This window comes from Parabacteroides sp. AF18-52, assembly GCF_003479145.1.
GTDB lineage: Bacteria > Bacteroidota > Bacteroidia > Bacteroidales > Tannerellaceae > Parabacteroides > Parabacteroides faecis.
The window spans coordinates 28,559-49,271 of record NZ_QUGR01000003.1 but is presented as its reverse complement, the minus strand read 5'-3'; the positions used below and the strand labels follow the sequence as shown (position 1 = coordinate 49,271).

The 20,713-nt window shown below is 43.7% G+C and carries 12 protein-coding genes; 8 read left to right on the top strand and 4 right to left on the bottom strand.

Translation table 11 applies throughout. The annotated features are described in order from the left end of the window. Positions 1–134: 134 nt before the first annotated feature. Positions 135–1,361, bottom strand: a complete 1,227-nt coding sequence (locus DWX23_RS07010; RefSeq protein ID WP_122373968.1) for a FecR family protein — start codon at positions 1,359–1,361, stop codon at positions 135–137. Between the two features lie 71 nt (positions 1,362–1,432). Between DWX23_RS07010 and DWX23_RS07005 the strand changes: the two genes are divergently transcribed. Together DWX23_RS07005 and DWX23_RS07000 are read left to right on the top strand one after the other, a co-directional pair. Beyond that, positions 1,433–4,612 carry a TonB-dependent receptor gene (locus tag DWX23_RS07005; protein WP_122373967.1) on the top strand — a complete coding sequence of 1,060 codons (3,180 nt, stop codon included), beginning with the start codon at positions 1,433–1,435 and terminating at the stop codon, positions 4,610–4,612. 29 nt (positions 4,613–4,641) lie between these two features. Then, positions 4,642–6,600: a RagB/SusD family nutrient uptake outer membrane protein gene (locus DWX23_RS07000; RefSeq protein WP_122373966.1), complete on the top strand. Its 1,959-nt coding sequence runs from the start codon at positions 4,642–4,644 to the stop codon at positions 6,598–6,600. Between the two features lie 86 nt (positions 6,601–6,686). Here the strand turns inward: DWX23_RS07000 and DWX23_RS06995 are convergent, their stop codons facing one another. Continuing rightward, the gene (locus tag DWX23_RS06995) at positions 6,687–7,226 is read right to left on the bottom strand and encodes an RNA polymerase sigma factor (protein ID WP_122373965.1); all 540 of its coding nucleotides are present in this window, start codon (positions 7,224–7,226) and stop codon (positions 6,687–6,689) included. Between the two features lie 160 nt (positions 7,227–7,386). Next, positions 7,387–8,385 (bottom strand): class II fructose-bisphosphate aldolase, encoded by a 999-nt coding sequence (locus DWX23_RS06990; protein ID WP_122353921.1) that lies wholly within the window; start codon positions 8,383–8,385, stop codon positions 7,387–7,389. Between the two features lie 221 nt (positions 8,386–8,606). On the opposite strand from DWX23_RS06990, the gene DWX23_RS06985 reads away from it, so the two are divergent. After that, entirely contained in the window at positions 8,607–8,861 is a 255-nt protein-coding gene (locus DWX23_RS06985; RefSeq protein ID WP_007659112.1) for a type B 50S ribosomal protein L31, read from the top strand. 180 nt (positions 8,862–9,041) lie between these two features. Then, positions 9,042–10,139, top strand: coding sequence for a phosphotransferase enzyme family protein (locus DWX23_RS06980; RefSeq protein WP_122373964.1), 1,098 nt, complete (start codon positions 9,042–9,044; stop codon positions 10,137–10,139). A 95-nt stretch (positions 10,140–10,234) separates the two neighbouring features. Here DWX23_RS06980 and DWX23_RS06975 read toward each other — a convergent pair whose 3' ends face one another. Next, positions 10,235–10,822 (bottom strand): RNA polymerase sigma-70 factor, encoded by a 588-nt coding sequence (locus DWX23_RS06975; protein WP_122373963.1) that lies wholly within the window; start codon positions 10,820–10,822, stop codon positions 10,235–10,237. A gap of 125 nt (positions 10,823–10,947) precedes the next feature. Between DWX23_RS06975 and DWX23_RS06970 the strand changes: the two genes are divergently transcribed. The 4 genes from DWX23_RS06970 to DWX23_RS06955 all read left to right on the top strand — a co-directional run bounded on the left by DWX23_RS06970 (position 10,948) and on the right by DWX23_RS06955 (position 20,695). Beyond that, a complete protein-coding gene (locus DWX23_RS06970) occupies positions 10,948–12,000 on the top strand; it encodes a FecR family protein (RefSeq protein WP_122373962.1) in 1,053 nt (350 codons plus the stop codon). Positions 12,001–12,229: 229 nt separating this feature from the next. Further along, positions 12,230–15,682, top strand: a complete 3,453-nt coding sequence (locus DWX23_RS06965; protein WP_122374164.1) for a TonB-dependent receptor — start codon at positions 12,230–12,232, stop codon at positions 15,680–15,682. 12 nt (positions 15,683–15,694) lie between these two features. Then, the gene (locus tag DWX23_RS06960) at positions 15,695–17,725 is read left to right on the top strand and encodes a RagB/SusD family nutrient uptake outer membrane protein (protein WP_122373961.1); all 2,031 of its coding nucleotides are present in this window, start codon (positions 15,695–15,697) and stop codon (positions 17,723–17,725) included. Positions 17,726–17,890: 165 nt separating this feature from the next. Continuing rightward, positions 17,891–20,695, top strand: coding sequence for a sugar-binding domain-containing protein (locus DWX23_RS06955; protein ID WP_122373960.1), 2,805 nt, complete (start codon positions 17,891–17,893; stop codon positions 20,693–20,695). The last annotated feature ends 18 nt before the right edge of the window (positions 20,696–20,713 follow it).

Below are 20,713 nucleotides of genomic sequence, written 5' to 3'. Positions count from 1 at the left end.
TTTAATTTTTAGATATTCCATAATAATATAATAATTTTTTTCCTTGATATTAAAATTTCACTTGTTAACAACACAATGGTCTATTGTTTTGATACAATACTAAATTACGACATGTTTTATCTATTCATAGGCACTTATTTTTGATTATTAATACTATTTACTTCTATTAAATTATCTTTGCGATGGAATGAAATTGATAATGTTTTCTGAAGTGTTTGAAGCACTTGATCCATATTATCAAACAATACCAACTTCCCTGAACATTTTATCTGTTCTATATCGGAAGGACAACTGAATTGAACGCGATAATAACGTGAAATACTACGTAATACCTCACCCAAGTTTTTCTCATTAAATTGAAGGATACCATCTATCCATGAAATATAATCGTACACATTCACTTGTTTAACAGATATTTGATCGTTTTCAAGAACTAAAAGATCGTTCGGTTTTATGACTTGTTTTCCACCTTTATTTCCTTCGACGGCGACACTTCCTTCTTTTAGTATGACGGACTGATAATTTTCATCATTATATGCTACAACACAAAATGATGTTCCCAAAACTTTAACCTCCATTTGATTCGTTTTGACATAAAATGGACGAGATTCGTCTTTGGTGACTTCCAGGTAAACTTCTCCTTCCACATAAATCATTCTTTTCTCTTTTTCAAAGATTTCAGGGAATTGAACTACCGTACCAGAATTTACCCATACTTTCGTGCCATCCGGTAAAATCAATGAAGAATGACGTCCTTTAGGTACGCTCAACAGATTCATACGAATTTTCTTTTCCTCCCTGTTTTCCGCATAACTTTCACTGTCTACAGCCTCCACATTTTTATTACTTTTATCTGCAACCTTGATTTTCCCTTGTTGATCAACTAGAATAGTAGCATTATCCGCAACTTCCATTTTTTCTTCTGCCAAATGGAGCTCTACCTCTGTTTGATCAGTATCCAACTGGATCTCGTCTACCAGGGAAAGAGCCTCTCCTCCTTGAAACACATTTTCTTTATTGATCAGATATAATGAACCTAATGTACATACAATAAGAATGCAAGCTGCTGCATATTGCCATATCAAACGGATTTGCCTTGATTTTCTGCGTTTTTCCAAATCTCTGGTAATGTTCTTTTTGAGAGAGTCTTTTTCAAAGGATGATAGCTTACTATTATTCAATTTTAGTAAACGAACCATTTGCTTAGCCTTTTCTATATTTTCTCTTTCTTCCGGATAAAGTGTAAGATAATCATCAATCCACACCTGTTCCAGCTTTTCCGTAGGAAACAGGCACCAAAGAATAAAAGCATCGTCATGTATTAACTGATCAATCGTTTTTATATGTTGTTTTTTATTCATTTTTATTATCAATTTCGAATAAGACAAAAAACACTCTGATTTGACCCCATTTTATTTGTTAATTAGGGTTAATAACACAGCCTCCCCTTGAATTAGTTCGTCTAGAACTAAGTAAAAATGTAAGCATTAATATCCAATCTCAAACAATTGACCAAATCTTATCTGAAATTCTGAAGAACACAGGACTGACCTATGTTCTCAACGACAGACAGGTGATGATTATACGAAAGGGAGAAACACAACAACAAAAAAGTATCTCTATCAACGGAACAGTAAGAGATGCTCAACAAATTCCACTCCCTGGTGTCAACGTCCTTATAAAAGGAACTACAACGGGTACAACTACCGATATTAATGGTAATTACTTCATTAATGTTCCGGATAAAAATGTTGTACTTGTCTTCAGTTACATCGGTTTCGAAGCGCAGGAAATCAAAGTAGGAGACCAGATCAACATCAATGTGAACATGTCTGAAGAGTCAAATAACCTGGATGAAGTAGTTGTTGTAGGTTATGGTTCCCAGAAAAAAGTATCTGTAGTAGGATCTATTACTACGATCGAACCAAGCCAGTTACAACAAGGAACGACCCGCGCTGTCTCCAACAATTTGGCAGGCCAACTTGCCGGTGTGATCGCTGTACAACGTAGCGGTGAACCAGGGTCTGACGGTTCCGAATTCTGGATTCGTGGTATTTCTTCTTTCAAAGGAACAGGTATACAACCGCTGGTATTGGTAGACGGTATAGAACGTACACTGGATGACCTTTCTGCAGCAGAAATCGAATCATTCTCTGTATTGAAAGATGCTGCAGCCAGTGCCGTTTACGGTGTACGAGGAGCGAATGGTGTTATCATCGTTAAGACCAAAAGAGGTCAATTAGGTAAGCCTAAAGTAAATTTCCATCTCGAACAAGGTTTTACACAACCTACACAACTTCCGAAATATATCGGATCGGCTGACTACCTTTCATTGATGGATGAATTATATATGGATGCCGGAAACCCGAATCCGCTCTACGGAGAAGAAAAGATCAATAACTACCTCAACAATGTCGACCCGGAGCTTTATCCTAACGTAAACTGGTTGGATGCCGTTTCTAAAGACATGGCTTCAAATACACGAGGCGACTTGACTATCACGGGTGGTAGCGATATTCTCCGCTATGCATTGGTTGCATCGTACTATGGCGAACGTGGTATCTTTGTGACCGATAAAAGCAAAAATTGGGACTCATCAACACGCTTAAACAAATACAACATCCGTTCAAATGTAGACATCAATGTAACGAAAACAACTGTCGTCGGTATTAGTATCGGCGGATATTTACAGGAGCAGAACGGAATGGCAGTCAGTAGTCAGGATATATGGAATTATGCATTCGATACACCTCCTTTCTACCACCCGATCCAGTATTCCGGTGGACGCGATGTACGTGTAACAGAACGTCATAACCCTTGGGCGGAAGCCACACAACATGGCTATCAGACAACTACCAATTCAAAAGTCGAATCCTTATTTTCTATCGAACAAGACCTAAAATTTATTACTCCTGGTTTAAAGATTAAAGGACTTTTTTCTTTCGACCGTTATTCCAGTTCATGGGTTAAACGATCAAAAACACCGACTTACTATAATCCGGCAACTGGAAGAGACCCGGAAACCGGTGACTTGATCCTGACTGTCAGCACAGACGGACAAGAATTTCTGGATAGCAAAAGTGAATCTGCATGGGGTAACAAAGCAACTTATCTGGAAGGAAATATCACTTACGACCGCACGTTTAATGAAAAACATACTGTCGGAGCTATGTTCCTCTACAACCAGCGCGATTACCAGGATGGTAATGTTGTTCCTTTCCGCCGTATGGGTATTGCAGGACGTGCTTCTTATACTTTTGACAACCGGTATATCGCCGAATTCAACTTCGGTTACAATGGTTCGGAAAACTTTACGAAAGGACATCGTTTCGGATTCTTCCCTTCCGTAGCTGTCGGCTATATGCTCTCAGAAGAAAAATTCATGGAACAGTTCAAAGAAACTTTCTCCAAAATCAAATTCCGTGCATCATGGGGGTTGACCGGTAATGATCAATTAGACGGACGTCGATTCGCTTTCTTACCCACAATCGATACGGACGGATCCTATAAATGGGGAGTCAACAACGATTACAACCGTTCATCTCGTTTTGAAGGTGAATTCGGTGTAACGGATCTGACATGGGAAACTGTTGAAAAGTTGAATGTCGGAGTAGAGTTAGGTCTTTGGAACGCCTTAGACTTACAGATAGACTGGTTCAAAGAACAGCGTCGGGATATCTTCATGCAACGTAACAATATTCCTTCTGCCGCCGGTTTCCGTAAAACACCGTGGGCCAACTACGGAAAGGTAAACAACAACGGTGTGGATCTTTCATTGACTTACAACAAACAGATAAATAAAGACCTGAATATCGGTTTCCGCGGAACTTTCACTTACGCACACAACGAAATTATCGAAATGGATGAAGCGATGGGTGTTATCGGTACAAACCGCCAACGTACGGGAAGAGCTGTCAATGAACTCTTCGGTCTTGTAGCAGAAAGATTATTTACAGACGACGATTTCACGACAAACGATAAAGGAGAATTAGTACTGAAAGAAGGTATACCTTCACAAACGTTCAGCGCAGTGCGCCCCGGTGACATCAAATATGTCGATGTCGATGGTGACGGTGCAATCACAAGTAAAGACGAAAAAGCAATGGGCGGAACAGTCAACCCAGAAATTGTTTATGGTTTCGGAGCTACAGCACGCTATAAGAATGTAGATTTTAATGTCTTCTTCCAGGGAAATGGTCGGACTTACCGTTTCGTCGGAGGTGTTGCTTCTAATTTCTTACCAGGTTCGTCTCAAGGTTCTATAGGAAACATTCTGACTAACTATAACGACCGCTGGACAGAGGAAAATCCAACACAGGATGCTTTCTATCCACGTCTGAGCTATGGTGCAAACACAAACAACAGCCAGAATTCAACCTGGTGGTTACGTAACATGAGCATGCTCCGCATGAAAGATATAGAAATTGGTTACACACTTCCCAAACGTTGGATCAATTCGATCGGCCTTGCCAACATCCGTGTATATGCAAAAGGCTCTAACCTTCTGACATTTTCAGCGTTCGACCTTTGGGATCCGGAATTGGATACTGCAAACGGAGCAAAATATCCGATTATGAAATCTTTCTCTTTCGGATTGGATGTTAATTTCTAATAGAATTATAATTATAAAACACAAAAAAGATGAAACTACTCAAATATATAGGCCTATCATTTTTAGGTTTATCTCTCAATAGTTGTTCGGACTATTTAGACAATGCACCGGACGATACATTGACGATAGAAATGGTATTTAATGATAAAACCAGGACAGAAGACTGGCTTTCCGGTGTTTATAACAAAATTCCCGATCCTTATTGGGGTCTGCTGAGGGATTATGGTTATGACTCTATGGGAGACGATCTCGACCCTTCTCAACGCTGGTATCAATGGTGGGGAAATTCATTGAATTTTGTAATCGGACAATGGTTTACCAATTCGTCCTGGGACGCTGCTCTTTGGAATTCATGCCCGATACGTATCCGTTCCGCATATTTATTCATTGAAAATGCGCATGCACTTCCAGACCAGGGAGTTTCGGAAGAAAAGGTTGAAAGAATGAAAAATGAATGTCGTTTTCTGATCGCCTACTATTATTGGATGACGCTCGAAGCCTACGGTAGTATTCCCTTCTTCGACGGACTGGCGGATGTAAACGACCCGACTTTAATGCGTGGCCAAGTTCCTTTCGACGAAATGGTAGACTGGATCGACGGACAGTTAATAGACTTATCTAAAAAATTGCCGGCTTCTTGGGTAAGCGAATCGACACAGTTTTACGGACGCGCAACTTCAATTATGTGTCTTGCTGTTCGTGCCCGCATGTTATTGTTTGCAGCCAGCCCGCTGGTCAATGGCAATGATTGGTATAAAGGTTTTAAAAATTATGATGGTAAAGACCGTTTCAGTCAGACATATGATGCTACAAAATGGAAACGTGCCGCGGATGCTTGTAAAGAATTGATTGATGCAGCTCATGCTGCCGGCCATGGACTGGTATATGCATATAATGCAGACGGAAGTATTGACCCATTCATGTCATGCTATAATGTATTGTTCTTACGTGGAGACCAGAATTCGGAAGCATTGTTCATACGTGCAGACAGCAACTATAGTGAATTTGAAAAACACGCAACTCCGCGCGGAGCATCCGGCAACGGTGGTTTGGGAGTTTACCAAAACTTAGTTGATGCATTCTCTATGAAGGACGGATCATTACCCATCACCGGCTATAAAGGTAGCTACGCTTCTCCTGTTATCAACGATAAGTCCGGTTATACAGAACGAGGCTTCTCAAACGAACCGGATATCCGTAAAACAAAATACAATCTGTACCGTAACTGCCCGGGAGCAACAATAGATTCTCTTGGTACAGACGGTAACACTTACAACCAGGTTGCAGCAGCAGGTACATATAATATGTATGTAAACCGCGAGCCTCGTTTCTATTTGACTGTTATGTGGAACAGACAATGGTATCACCAAGCTAACCGTGAAGTACAAATGATGTCTAATGAACAAGATGGAGGGCCTACGCACGATGCACCGCAGGCTGGTTATCTGAACCGCAAAAAGGTATCGTTGGAACAGAATCAACGTGACGGTATTCACCCATATCGTCCGGGAATCCTTTATCGTTTAGGTGAAGCTTACCTGAACTATGCTGAAGCATTGAATGAGGCAGATCCTGGAAATCCGGATATTTTAAAATATCTGAACCTGATTCGTGAACGTGCCGGTGTTCCACAATACGGAACCGGAGTCGATAGCAATGGTTTCAACAAAATTACTTTAAACGGACAGGAAGAAGTCAGACAGGCTATTTACCACGAACGCCGTGTAGAATTATGCTGTGAAAACGGTATCCGCTATTTTGACCTGCGCAGATGGAAAAAAGCAGAAGAAGTGTTAAACCAGCCGATGTATGGTATGAACTTCGGCGGAACAGAATTATCTGATGATCCAAATAACGATAAGGCTTTCTTTGTTCGCAAACAATACATCAAACGTGTTTATGAACGTAAATTCTATTGGTATCCTATCTATCAGGAAGAAATAGATAAAGACCCTACGCTTGTTCAAGCACCATTCTGGGACGAATAAAGACCAATAAATAGACCGAAACTACAGGTGAGTTTTTAATTCGAAAGGGTAACCCGTGACGGGTTACCCTCTTTTTATTCCTTATACTATTCTACCAAAAAAATAAACACCAGCCATAGCGGAGCCACTCCATCCTGCATACGTTCCAATGCGCGATAAATAATTTTGCGTACACTTTTAGGCGTTATATGAAGTATTTCCGCAATTTCCTGATAACTCAATTCCTGCATAAAATGCAGATAAACCACCTCCCGTTGTTTATTCGTCAATAAACCGAATAAACTTTCCAGTTGTTCTTCATAAGCCAGCCTCTCCTCCTCGTCTTCCATTAATGCAAGGGCATCCACCTTTATCTGGAAATCATAATCCACATTGTCGTCAAGGCTTAACAAGTTCGAACTCTTTTGTTTAAAAGATATAATTCTATTTTTCAGAGAGCGAAGCAGATAAAACTTAGGATTATCCGTTATCTCTATTTTATCTGCCGATTCGTATAAATGCAAAAAAATATCATGTATAACATCCAGCACATATTCTTTCTCTATACCGAATGCCATTCCATACGAGAACAACTCATCAACGTATTGTTCATACCATTTATCGAACTCACTAATTTTCTGCTTCATTTATACCTTGCCAATTGTCATGCAAAACCTTAATATTCAAATGCAAACTTACAAATAATAAAATACTTAATTTTATATTTACACAACAAAATAGGACAAAAAATAAAAAAGCCACTCCGCAAATGCAGAGTGGCTTTCTATATATAATCTGTAACCTGGATTAAAGTTTGTTGTCAGAACCCAAAACGTTAAGAATTTTGTGTTTGTACAGCTTTTCCATGTTGTCACGAGCCGGACCCAGATATTTACGCGGGTCGAATTCAGCCGGTTTTTCAGCGAAAGTCTTACGGATTGCAGCAGTCATAGCCAGACGAGAGTCTGAGTCGATGTTGATCTTGCAAACTGCAGACTTAGCAGCCTTACGCAATTCTTCTTCAGGAATACCGATAGCAGCCTTCAAAGCACCACCGTATTTGTTGATAGTTTCAACTTCTTCTTCAGGAACAGAAGAAGAACCGTGAAGAACGATAGGGAATCCCGGAAGTTTTTCCATTACAGCGTCCAATACTTCGAATGCCAATGGAGGAGGAACCATCTTGCCAGTCTTCGGATCGATGTGGCACTGTTCCGGAGTAAATTTGTAAGCACCGTGAGAAGTACCGATTGAGATAGCCAAAGAATCGCAACCTGTGCGAGTAGCGAAATCGATCACTTCTTCAGGGTCAGTATATGTGTGATGGTCAGAAGATACTTCGTCTTCAACACCAGCCAATACACCTAGTTCACCTTCAACTGTTACATCGAACTGATGAGCATAGTCAACAACTTTCTTTGTCAAAGCTACGTTTTCTTCGTAAGGCAGGTGAGAACCGTCAATCATTACAGAAGAGAAACCTGAGTCGATACAGCTCTTACAAGTTTCAAATGTATCACCATGATCCAGGTGAAGAACAATCTGAGGATTTGCACAGCCTAATTCTTTTGCATATTCAACTGCACCCTGAGCCATGTAACGCAACAGAGTTGCATTAGCATACTGACGAGCACCTTTAGATACCTGCAGGATAACCGGAGATTTTGTTTCAACAGCAGCCTTGATGATAGCCTGCATCTGTTCCATGTTATTGAAGTTAAAAGCCGGAATTGCATATCCGCCTTTGATGGCTTTAGCAAACATATCTCTAGTGTTTACCAAACCTAAATCTTTGTAATTTACCATTGTAGTATATATTATTACGTTAATGATTGAAAATCCTGCACAAAGATAAGAACTCTCTGAAAACTTTATGCTTTTAAGCATATAAAAATAACACAAAAGTAGTTCCACAATAAAAAATAGTTGGAAATTCTTTGTTAGTTTGAAGCAAATCCATACCTTTGCAAGCCAATTTACCGGTTACCAAACTAATAAGAGTATAAATTAAATTAGATAAAGAAGCAATGAAAAAAGGAATTCATCCTGAAAACTATCGTCCTGTAGTATTCAAGGACATGTCAAACGAAGATGTATTTATCACTCGTTCAACTATCAATGCAAAAGAAACTATCGAAATTGACGGTGTTACTTATCCGTTGGTAAAGGTCGAAATCTCTAACACTTCTCACCCGTTCTACACTGGTAAGTCTAAACTGGTGGATACAGCAGGACGTGTTGATAAGTTCATGAGCCGTTACGGTAACCGCAACAAAAAATAATTGGAAGTTGACCTGAGTCAACCGACAATTCAAATGAATTTATAAAAAAGGCAGCGAACAGATTCGTTGCCTTTTTTATTTTATCAAAGATTATTTTTACATTTGCAAGCATGATTGATTATGACACAGTAACCGGTCGTTTCCAATCTGCATTTATCAATTGTCAATTAATAAAATACCATGGCAAAAACAAAAGAAGAATTACTGAACATTCTCGACCAGTTCACACTGGCAGAAAAAGTTGTTTCCGCTGAACCTTTCGGAAACGGACACATTAACGATACGCTGAAAGTAACGAACGAAAAAGGCGAAATCAAATACGTATTACAACGTATCAACCATCTGATCTTTACAAATGTAGATATGTTACAGAGCAATATCAACACTGTAACGACACATATCCGTGAGAAACTGGAAGCAAAAGGCGAAAACGATATCGATCGTAAAGTGCTGACTTTCCTTCCGACAAAAGATGGTAAACCCTATTACTTCGACGGCGATAGCTACTGGCGTGTATGCCTGTTCATCCCGAACAGCAAAAGCTATGAAGAAGTGACTCCCGAACTGTCTTATGAAGCAGGAAAAGCTTTCGGTGATTTCCAATCCATGCTGTCAGACCTGCCGGAAGGATCGCTGGGTGAAACAATACCTAATTTCCATAATATGGAATTCCGCCTGCAACAATTCCATGATGCAGTAAAAGCAAATGCCGCAGGACGTCTGGAAGAAGTAAAAGACCTGATCGAAGAAGTAGAAAAACGTGCGGAAGCCATGTGTATCCAGGAACGTTTATATCGCGAAGGAAAACTTCAGAAACGCACAAACCATTGCGATACAAAAGTGAACAACATGATGTTCGATGCCGACACAGACAAAGTGCTTTGTGTGATCGACCTCGACACCGTTATGCCGGGATTCGTTTTGTCGGATATCGGTGACTTTATCCGTACAGGAGCAAACACCGGTGCAGAAGACGATGAAAATCTGGACAACGTAAATGTGAACATGAATATCTTCAAAGCATATACCCGTGGTTACATGGAAACAGCAAAGGCATTCCTTTCTCCGCTGGAAATCAGTCTGCTTCCTTATGGCGGCCGTCTATTGACTTATATGCAGACCGTACGCTTTCTGACAGACTATATCAACGGTGATACCTATTATAAGATACACAGTCCGAAACACAATCTGATCCGTACAAAAGCTCAGTTCAAACTGCTGCAAAGCCTCGAAGAACATGCTGAAGAGATGGACGGCTTTATGAAAGAATGGCTGTAAACAGGTGATAGTGGACAGATGACAGTGGACAGTTAGTTAATAGACACTCGGCTTTCAGCCATACTATTCAACTATTAACTGTCATCTGTCACTTGTCAACTCAATAGGTGAAAATAAAGAAGCAACGGCAAATAATCTTTCAAATCCTTTTTTAGTATTTCAATTGCCTTTGCTTTATAACGTTCCACCGTACGTAAAGGTATATTCAGTTTTTCGGCAATCTCCGTATTGCTATTGTTCTCCAACCGACTCATTTCAAAAATAAGACGATACGTCTCCGGTAGTTTTGCCAGTGCTTCATCCAGGAGTTTCTGAAGTTCGGTCAGCAGATAAAATTCATCATAATCGGACTGATCTGCATTCTTTGCCAGATAAGCATCGATATAATTTTGCTTGTACCCTTCCCGCTTCAGGTAATTGAGGCATTGATTTCTGACACTGATAACCAGATAATTTCTGGCAGACGATTCCACTCTTATTTTCTTCCTGCTTTCCCACAAAGTTACAAATACATCCTGAACCAGATCTTCGGCAACAGCCCGCTCTTCGACATAGCGTTTGGCAAAGAGACATAATGCCGGATAAAAAAGATCGAAAAGTGTTCGATAAGCTTCTTTATCATCGTTAATGGCAATCTTCCATAACAATTCATCAGGATTCTGTATTTGAGTAGTCATTTTCATACAGATACAAATGTATTGAAAATTTTCTGAAAAAAATCACGAAATAACTGGCGGTCTTTTTACGGTCAGTTATCCTATATATAAAGGAGCATATTTTTCATTTATCAAAGACAACATAATCGACAATGAAAGAAAAAGATTTTTTTGATCTGGAAAAGGAGACATTATTAATAAAATATACACAGAAACAAACCACCCCGGAAGAAACCCGGCAGGTAGAATCCTGGCTGAAAGAATCGGATGACTGTCAAAAGGAATCAGACATTCTCCGTCAGGCCTTGGAATTGAAAACGAAGATAAATGAGCATAATTCATTCAATTCGCAAGAGGCATTTGCCGAAGTGAACAGAGAGCTGGAAAAGAGAAACAGAAGAAGGAGCCTGGTAAATTATTTATCGCGTGTCGCTGCGATTATTAGTATACCTCTCCTACTCTCCACACTGACTTTCGGATATCTGTTCTTTGAACGGCAAGCACCGGCGATCGAAAGCTCCGTACAATTCATGGAGGTTCTTTCCGCCCCGGGTATGGTCACACGGCTGGAACTGCCGGATCACTCGAAAGTCTGCCTGAACGCAGGAAGTACATTACGTTACCCGACCGTTTTCACCGGAAACACCAGGGAAGTGGAATTGACAGGAGAAGGTTATTTCGAAGTGCAATCGGATAAAGAACACCCTTTCTTCGTCACTACCAAATCCGGTCTGAAAGTGATGGCACACGGTACACAATTCAATGTAAACACATACGATGAACGTGAAGAAGTCGAAGCAATCCTGGTAGAAGGACTGGTGGATATTCACTCTTACGATAAGTTCATTGCCGGACTGAAACCGGGAGAGAGATTATCTTACAACAAACGAACGAATAAATATGAGATCCGGAAAGTCAACATCTATGAGAATACAGCCTGGAAAGACGGTAAAATTGTTTTCAGGAATACCTCGCTCGACGACGTATTCCGGGTGCTAGACCACCGCTTCAATGTAGAAATAGTGCTCCACAATCAGAAAAAGGATAAGGAATATAATTGCTGGGCCACATTTACCGACGAAACGATCTATCAGATATTCAGTTATCTGGAACAAGCCACACCGATCAGGTGGAAAGTGAATGCGATGAAACAAAACAGCGATACCACATTTGCTAAACAGCGAATCGACGTTTGGTTAAAATAAAACAGAATGAATTGTTAAACTTAAATGATTAAAGCCTATGGAGAGAGATTGAAAATACAGTCATAAGAAAAACAAGAGCGAGGTGCAACTCACTCTTGTTCGCGAAAATCACATCTTTGGCACAAGATCCAAAGACATAATTAATCACTAAATCAGCAATAAAGTTATGAAAATCCAGAAATTATTCGGGGATATAGGATCCCTATATTTCTTTAAAACTTGTCGAAAAATGAGAATAGGTATATTTTTATTGTTAATCACGATCCTGCAGATAAGAGCAGAAGAATCCTATTCACAATCTGTGTCGTTATCGCTCGCTTTTTCAAATGCGACGGTCGAACAGGTATTGGAACAAATCGAAAAGGAGACCGAGTTTACCTTCCTGTTTACCGACAATACGCTCGATATCAGTAAACCGGTAAACATACAGGTTAAAAATCAGGAGATAGGCAAAGTACTGAACCAACTATTCAAAAACACGGATGTACAATACAGCATTGTAGACCGTCAGATCATTTTGTCTAAAAAAGGAACTCCGTTTACCACCCAGCAAAGTAAACGGATACAGGGAACAGTCAGAGATGAAGCCGGCATTCCCGTTATCGGTGCCAACGTTTCCGTCAAAGGAACTACGATCGGCACTATTACGGATATGGACGGGCACTTCAGCCTGGATGTTCCCGAGAACTCCCTCCTGTTGATATCATATATCGGATATCTATCCCGGGAAATCAGAGCCGAAGCCGGTAAAGCACTTACCATCACACTTTCAGAAGATACACAAAGCCTGGATGAAGTCGTGGTAGTAGGTTTCGGTACACAGAAGAAAGTAAACCTGACAGGTTCTGTCGGGATCGCTAATGCAAAAGACCTGGAAGCACGTCCGGTAACCACCGCTACACAAGCCTTACAGGGTTTAGTCCCGGGTTTGCAGATCACACAACGTTCCGGCGACCTGAGCCAGACAGCCGATATAAACATCCGTGGTATCGCCACGATCGGACAAGGTTCAAGCGGCAGCCCGCTGATCCTGATCGACGGGATGGAAGGAGATATCAATGCACTGAACCCGCAGGATATAGAAAATATCTCTGTATTGAAAGATGCGGCAGCTTCCTCCATCTATGGTTCGCGTGCACCTTTCGGTGTGATACTGATCACCACGAAAACCGGTGTCAGCGGCAAACCCGTCATCAACTATAACAACAGTTTCCGCTGGAATGATCCCGTTCTGTTACAGGACCAGGTAGACTCCTATAAATTCGCTTTATACTTCAACGAAGCGAGAGCGAATGCCGGACAAACACCTTATTTTGATGCAACATGGTTACAACGGATCAAAGACAACCGCGATGGACACCCATCCACTCCGACCATGATCGAAAACCCCAGCAATCCGGGTTACTGGATGGACCCTTACAGTTCGGGTAGCGCCAACCAGGATTGGTATAACACGATTTTCGGGCATTGGGCTTTTTCACAGGAACACAATTTCAGCCTGAACGGAGGGAATGACAAAGTGACTTATTATCTGTCTTTGAACTACCTCGATCAGAACGGTTTGCTAAAGATTTCCGATGATAATTTCGGCCGCTATACCGCTACCGGAAAGATCAACGTCAAAATGACGGACTGGGCGCAACTGAATTACAGCAGCCGTTTTATCCGCGAAGATATATCCAAACCGACGACACTGGACGGTGTTTACGAAGGTTTAACCCGCCAGGCCTGGCCATTTATGCCGGCTTACGACCCGAACGGTTATCTTTACAGTGCTCCTACTCCGGCACTCGACCTGGTGGAGGGCGGCAGGATCAAGAAACAGGCCGACTATCTGTATCAGCAGGCACAGTTAGTACTGGAACCGATCAAAGACTGGAAAACATTCGTCGACGTAAACTACCGTATCTACAACTCGACACAGCATACAGACCGCCAGATCACCTATAACCACAATGTTGCCGGCGACCCGTATGTTTATAATTCAACCAGCTATGTATCCGAAGACATGTCGAAAGAAAATTATTTAAACTTCAATGCCTATACGGAATACAGCAAGCAACTGGAATCAGGTCATAACTTCAAAGGCATGTTCGGTTTCCAGTCTGAGTTATCGAAGAAAAAGTATACCTATCTGCAACGCAACGGTATCATCGTGCCGGGATTGCCGGAAACTGATATTACTTCCGGCGTCGATATCAATGGCAACCCGATCACACCGACTGTAAAAGGCTCTTCCGATCATTGGGCTACTGCCGGTTTCTTCGGACGTATCAACTATGATTACGAGGGTAAATACCTGGCAGAAGTCAACCTGCGTTATGACGGGACATCACGCTTCCGTTCATCGGAACGATGGAACCTGTTCCCCTCTTTCTCACTGGGGTGGAACCTGGCACGTGAAAATTTCTGGGAACCGATCGCCGATCACGTAGGCACATTCAAACTCAGAGGTTCTTACGGAGAATTAGGAAACCAGAATACGACAAGCCTGTACCCGACATATGCACAGATGCAATTCCAGGCCTCGAACGGAACGTGGCTAATCAACGGAATGAGACCTAATATCGCTATCACACCGGAACTGATCGCCTCCTCCCTGACGTGGGAAAGGGTAAAAACATGGAATATAGGTCTCGACTTCGGTGCATTGAACAACCGGCTGACCGGATCGTTCGACTACTTCGTCAGAAACACACTCGATATGATCGGCCCGGCTCCGGAACTACCGATCACGTTAGGAACAAACGTACCGCGCACCAATAATACCGACTTGAAAACCTACGGTTGGGAACTCTCTGTCGGCTGGAATGACCGCCTGCAAAATGGACTGGGTTACGGTGTACGGCTAATGCTGTCCGACTCACAGACTGAGATCACCCGCTATCCGAACAAAACCGGTGTCATCGCAAGCGATACGTACCGGAAAGGAATGAAAGTCGGAGAAATATGGGGCTATACCACAGTCGGCATTGCCAAGACACAAGCTGAAATGGACCAGCATCTTTCCAGCCTGCCTAACGGTGGACAAAGTGCGCTGGGTTCGCTCTGGGCCGCCGGTGATATCATGTACGCCGATACGAATGGCGACGGCAAAGTAGATGCCGGTGCCAACACGATCAGCGACCACGGCGACCTTTCCATCATCGGAAACTCGACACCGCGCTACCATTTCGGTATCGACCTGACAGCCGATTGGAAAGGTATCGACTTCCGCGCCTTCTTCCAGGGTGTGATGAAACGCGATTACTACCAGAACAGTTCTACGTTCTGGGGAAGTCACGGCGGCATCTGGTGGTCGACCTGCTATGCACCTCATCTGGATTATTTCCGTGACGAGAATTCAGTTATGGTACAGGCTGGTGAAGCCGGTGTGAATCTGGATGCTTATTTCCCGCGCCCCAGTTTCCGTACGAACATGAACCATAACATACAGACCCGTTACCTGCAAAACGCAGCTTATATCCGTCTGAAGAACGTACAGTTAGGCTATACATTGCCTTCGTCTCTCACCAACAAATTCTATGTATCCAAACTGAGAGTATTCGTCTCCGGCGAAAACCTCTGGACAGGAACCGGTTTATTCAAAACCCTCGACCCGGAAACGATCGATGCCGGTTACGGTGGTAGCGGATATCCTTTGTCCAAGACTTTATCGTTTGGCTTAAGTGTAACCTTATAAAACAGAATCATTATGAACCGTATAAATAATATATGCAAACAGACAGCAGGCATTATCCTGGCCGGACTCTTATTCTCGTGTAACGATTATCTGGACAGAGAGCCGCTCTCACAGATCACACCCGAATATTACCTGACGGAAGAAAGCCAGCTAGCTTCCTATATAAATAACGTGTATCCGGATATCCTGCCTTCACACAATACAGACATCAACTGGTATGGTACATTCGGATGGGATGTCGGAACAGACAATATGATCGCCAAAGGTGATTATAAAGACTATGTTCCCGGCGAGTTGAAAACAGCACAGACCGGTGGCGACTGGGAGTTCACCAAGATATACAAATGCAATTATTTCCTCAGCAGAGTTGTAGATAAATGGAAAGCCGGAGAGATCAGCGGAAACGAAGAGAATGTGAAACATTATATCGGTGAAGTCTATTTCCTCCGTGCCTATGAATATTTCAATAAGCTACAAGCTTTCGGCGATTTCCCGATCCTTTATCGTCCGGTCATCGACGAACAGGAAGCATTGACCGAAGCCAGTAAACGGGCACCGCGCAACGAGGTAGCACGTTTCATCCTGGCTGACCTCGATTCGGCGATCGTTATGCTGAAAGACGCTTCGCCCGACGGTAAAAAGAACCGCCTCTCCCGTAACTGCGCCTATCTGTTCAAATCGAGAGTTGCATTGTTCGAGGGTACCTGGCTGAAGTATTTCCGCAATACCCCATTCGTGCCCGACGGTAGCGGATGGCCCGGAAAAAGCAAAGATTATAATGCTAACTTCCAATATCCTTCAGGAAGTATAGACAATGAGATCGACTATTTCCTCGGCCAGGCTATGGATGCGGCAAAAGTCGTAGCCAATGCCGTTTCATTGACAGAAAACAATGGTATTTTACAACAAAGCACGGAAGATACCTCGAACCCATACTATAATATGTACGCTGATGAAAATATGGCTGGTTATGACGAGATTCTCATGTGGCGCCAGTATGACAAAGGATTAACATTGACACATGGTGTCGTTCAATTCGCACAAAAAGGGAATGCAGGCCAGGGTATCACACGCGGTATGGTCAATACCTTCCTGATGGCTAACGGATTACCGATCTATGCTGCCGGTTCGGGTTACGCCGGCGACGATTATGTCTCCGATGTACGTAAAGAACGCGACGGCCGCCTATGGCTCTTCCTCAAAGAACCGGGACAGACCAATGTGCTCTATCCTTCTTCCGACGGAACGCATGCCACCCCGGTTGAACCGGTTCCCGACATCACTATCGGTAATGCCGACGTGTATTATTCCACAGGGTATGCCATCCGCAAAGGCGGCAACTTCGATGCCAAGCATTGTGCGAACTTCGGTTCGTATACCGGAAGCATCACCTTCCGCGCAGCCGAGGCTTACCTGAACTATATCGAAGCCTCTTACGAAAGAACCGGTGCGATCGACGGAACTGCCACTTCCTACTGGCGTGCCATCCGTACCCGTGCCCAGCTCGATACGGATTACAACAAAAGTATCGCAGCTACCCATATGAGTGAAGAGGGTAAATATAACTGGGGAGCCTACTCTGCCGGTCAATTGATCAGTCCGACGCTTTACAATATCCGTCGCGAACGCAACTGCGAACTGATGGCCGAAGGTTTCCGCCATATGGACCTGAAACGCTGGCGTGCGATGGATCAACTGATTGCCAGCCCGTATCATATAGAAGGTTTCAAACTTTGGGGACCGATGAAAGACTGGTATAAAGACAGTGAAGGAAATAGTATCCTGATCTATGGTGCAAACGATTCCAGATCGAATGTCTCCGCACCGGAACTGAGCCAGTATCTGCGTCCGCAGGAAGTGGCAGGTAATTCACTGATTATGCAACAGGGAGGTTTCAAATGGGCGATGGCTCATTACCTTTCACCGATCGCCATACAGAATTTCCTGAATACCTCTGCAGACGGTAGCGATGTGGGCACCTCTCCGATCTATCAGAACCCGGGATGGCCAACCTCTCCGAATCAGGGAGCTGAAAATCTATAATAGGGATAATTTTAAAGAGCAGACATCGTGTTTAGGGTGATACGATGTCTGCCCCCTATCGTAACATTGTCCATCTTTTAGATGGTTTTATCTATTTAATCTTTATACAGAATCCTGTTAATTTGCAGAATATGCACACTATATCTCATTTATAATTCAATACTCATGAAAAAGTACTTGTTGATCTTATTTTCCTTTTTAGCTCTGACAGCCTGCCGTCAGGCAGATAATAAACAATCCCTGCAAGGAGAATGGCGCTTTGCCCTCGACCGGAACGACCGGGGATTGACAGAACAATGGTACACCCGGTCATTAACCGATACGATCCATCTGCCCGGTTCGCTTCAGGAGCAGGGATATGGCGATGAGGTCGGGATTGAAACGCCCTGGACCGGACAGATCGTCGACAAGTCATGGTACGACTCCCCTTTATATGAGAAATTCCGCCAGCCGGGAAATATCAAAGTACCCTTCTGGTTGAATCCTGACAGACATTATGTAGGAGTTGCCTGGTACCAGAAAGAGATCGATATACCCGCTTCATGGACCGGCAATCCGGTACAACTCGAACTGGAACGTACGCATTGGGAAACGACACTTTTCCTGGACGGTGTCGAAATGGGAAAACATGAATCATTGTCTACTCCCTATCGCTATACGTTCAAAGAGTTGACACCCGGAAAACATACGCTGACCCTTCGTGTAGACAATCGGGTCAATATTGAAGTCGGTGTGAATGCACATAGCGTTTCCGACCATACGCAGTCGAACTGGAACGGTGTAATCGGAATGATCAGCCTGACTGCTAAACCGTCCCTTTATATAGACGACATACAGATCTATCCGAACATCGCCGATAAAACGATTAAAGTAGCCGTATCGTTGGACGGCACGACTGCAACGAACGATGCCACCCTCCTTCTTCAGGTAGAGAAAAAAGACGACGGCGTGATTGGCAAACCTCATAAAGTCGCCATCAACCCCGAAGTCGGGATGAAGCAGGAAGTCACTCTATCTATGGGAGAAGATGCCCAGCTCTGGTCGGAACACAGTCCGAACCTCTACACACTGCGTGCCGTTGTTGAGAGCAATGGAAAGCAAGAGGAGCAATACCGTACTTTCGGTCTCCGCGAGTTCAAGGCAAACGGTACACGTTTCGAAGTAAACGGCCACCCGGTATTTCTCCGGGGAACCCTGGAATGCTGTATATTCCCACTGACCGGATATCCCGCTACAGATCGCGCCTACTGGACAAAAATATATAACCAGTGTAAAGCATACGGTCTGAACCATGTCCGTTTCCACTCCTGGTGTCCTCCCGAAGCAGCCTTCGCCGTTGCCGACAGCATGGGATTCTATCTGCAAGTCGAATGTGCAGGTTGGGCAACCGTAGGCGACGGCGGTTACTCCGACCAGTGGTTCCGCGAGGAAAGCGACCGCATCCTGAAAGAATACGGCAACCATCCTTCTTTCTGCCTGATGGCCTACGGGAATGAGCCCGGTGGAGCAAACCAGGTAAAATACCTTTCCGAACTGATCGACCACTGGAAATCGAAAGATCTGCGCCGTGCCTACACAAGTTCCGGAGGATGGCCTTACGTAGAAAATGCAGACTACTGGAATGCCCCCGATCCGCGTATACAAGGATGGGGAGAAGGATTGCGCAGCATCATCAATGCACAACCACCCCGTACCGATTACGATTTCGCCCATATCATCCGGGAAAATATGCCGACAGTCAGCCATGAGATCGGGCAATGGAGTGTATATCCGAACTTAAAGGAAATAGATAAATACACCGGTGTCCTGAAAGCTAAAAACTTCGAGATATTCCGCGAAACATTGAAAGATCATCACATGGCCGACCTTGCCGACGCATTCCTGTATGCTTCCGGCCGGTTACAAACGCTCTGTTACAAAGCCGATATAGAAGCAGCATTACGTACTCCGGGCTTTGCCGGTTTCCAACTGCTCGACCTGCATGATTTTCCGGGACAGGGAACGGCGCTTGTCGGCGTTCTCGATCCGTTCTGGGATGAAAAAGGATATGTAACAGGCGAAGAATACAGCACATTCTGTAATAATACAGTTCCGCTTATCCGCTTTCCGAAAATGGTCTGGCTGAACAATGAGACATTGAATGTCCCGGTCGAAATAGCCCATTTCGGAGAAAAGCCTTTACAGGCCGCCCATATCAACTGGCAGATCAGTGACCGAGCCGGTACAAAACTGGCACAAGGCAGTTTCACGAAAGACCTTCCGGTAACCAACTGTATCCCGGCCGGTAAAATCGAATACGCCCTTTCCGATATCGGTGAACCGTCGCAACTGATTGTCAGCGTGGAAGTGAAAGAGACAAACAGTAAGAACCAATGGAATATCTGGGTATATCCCGCCAAACAGGAAGCCGTAAAACAACTGCCCTATATAACCTCTACACTCGACAACCAGACGATGGCACGCCTCGACAAAGGCGAAAATGTGCTGCTCCTGTTAGCTCCCGGAAGCATCCTGCCGGAAAAAGGCGGAGATATCCGTGTCGGTTTCTCTTCCATCTTCTGGAATACAGCCTGGACAAACAAGCAACCTCCCCACACATTGGGAATCCTCTGCGACCCGGCACATCCGGCACTGGCAGCCTTCCCTACCGAAGGATACAGCGATTATCAATGGTGGGACCTCGTAAGCAATTGCAATGCAATGGTACTGGATGACTTTCCGGCAGATTACCGTCCGGTAGTGCAGCTGGTAGACGACTGGTTCACGAACCGGAAACTGGGAATCCTGCTGGAAGGCAAAGTAGGCAACGGCAAACTGATGGTATGCAGTGCGGACCTTCAAAAAGACCTGGATAAACGCCCGGCAGCACGCCAGCTCCGACAGAGTATCCTGCAATATATGGCATCCGGCCGTTTCAATCCGTCTACTTCGCTCGACCCGGCATTGGTGAAGGCTTTATATCAAAAATAAAGATTTCAGTGATCAACA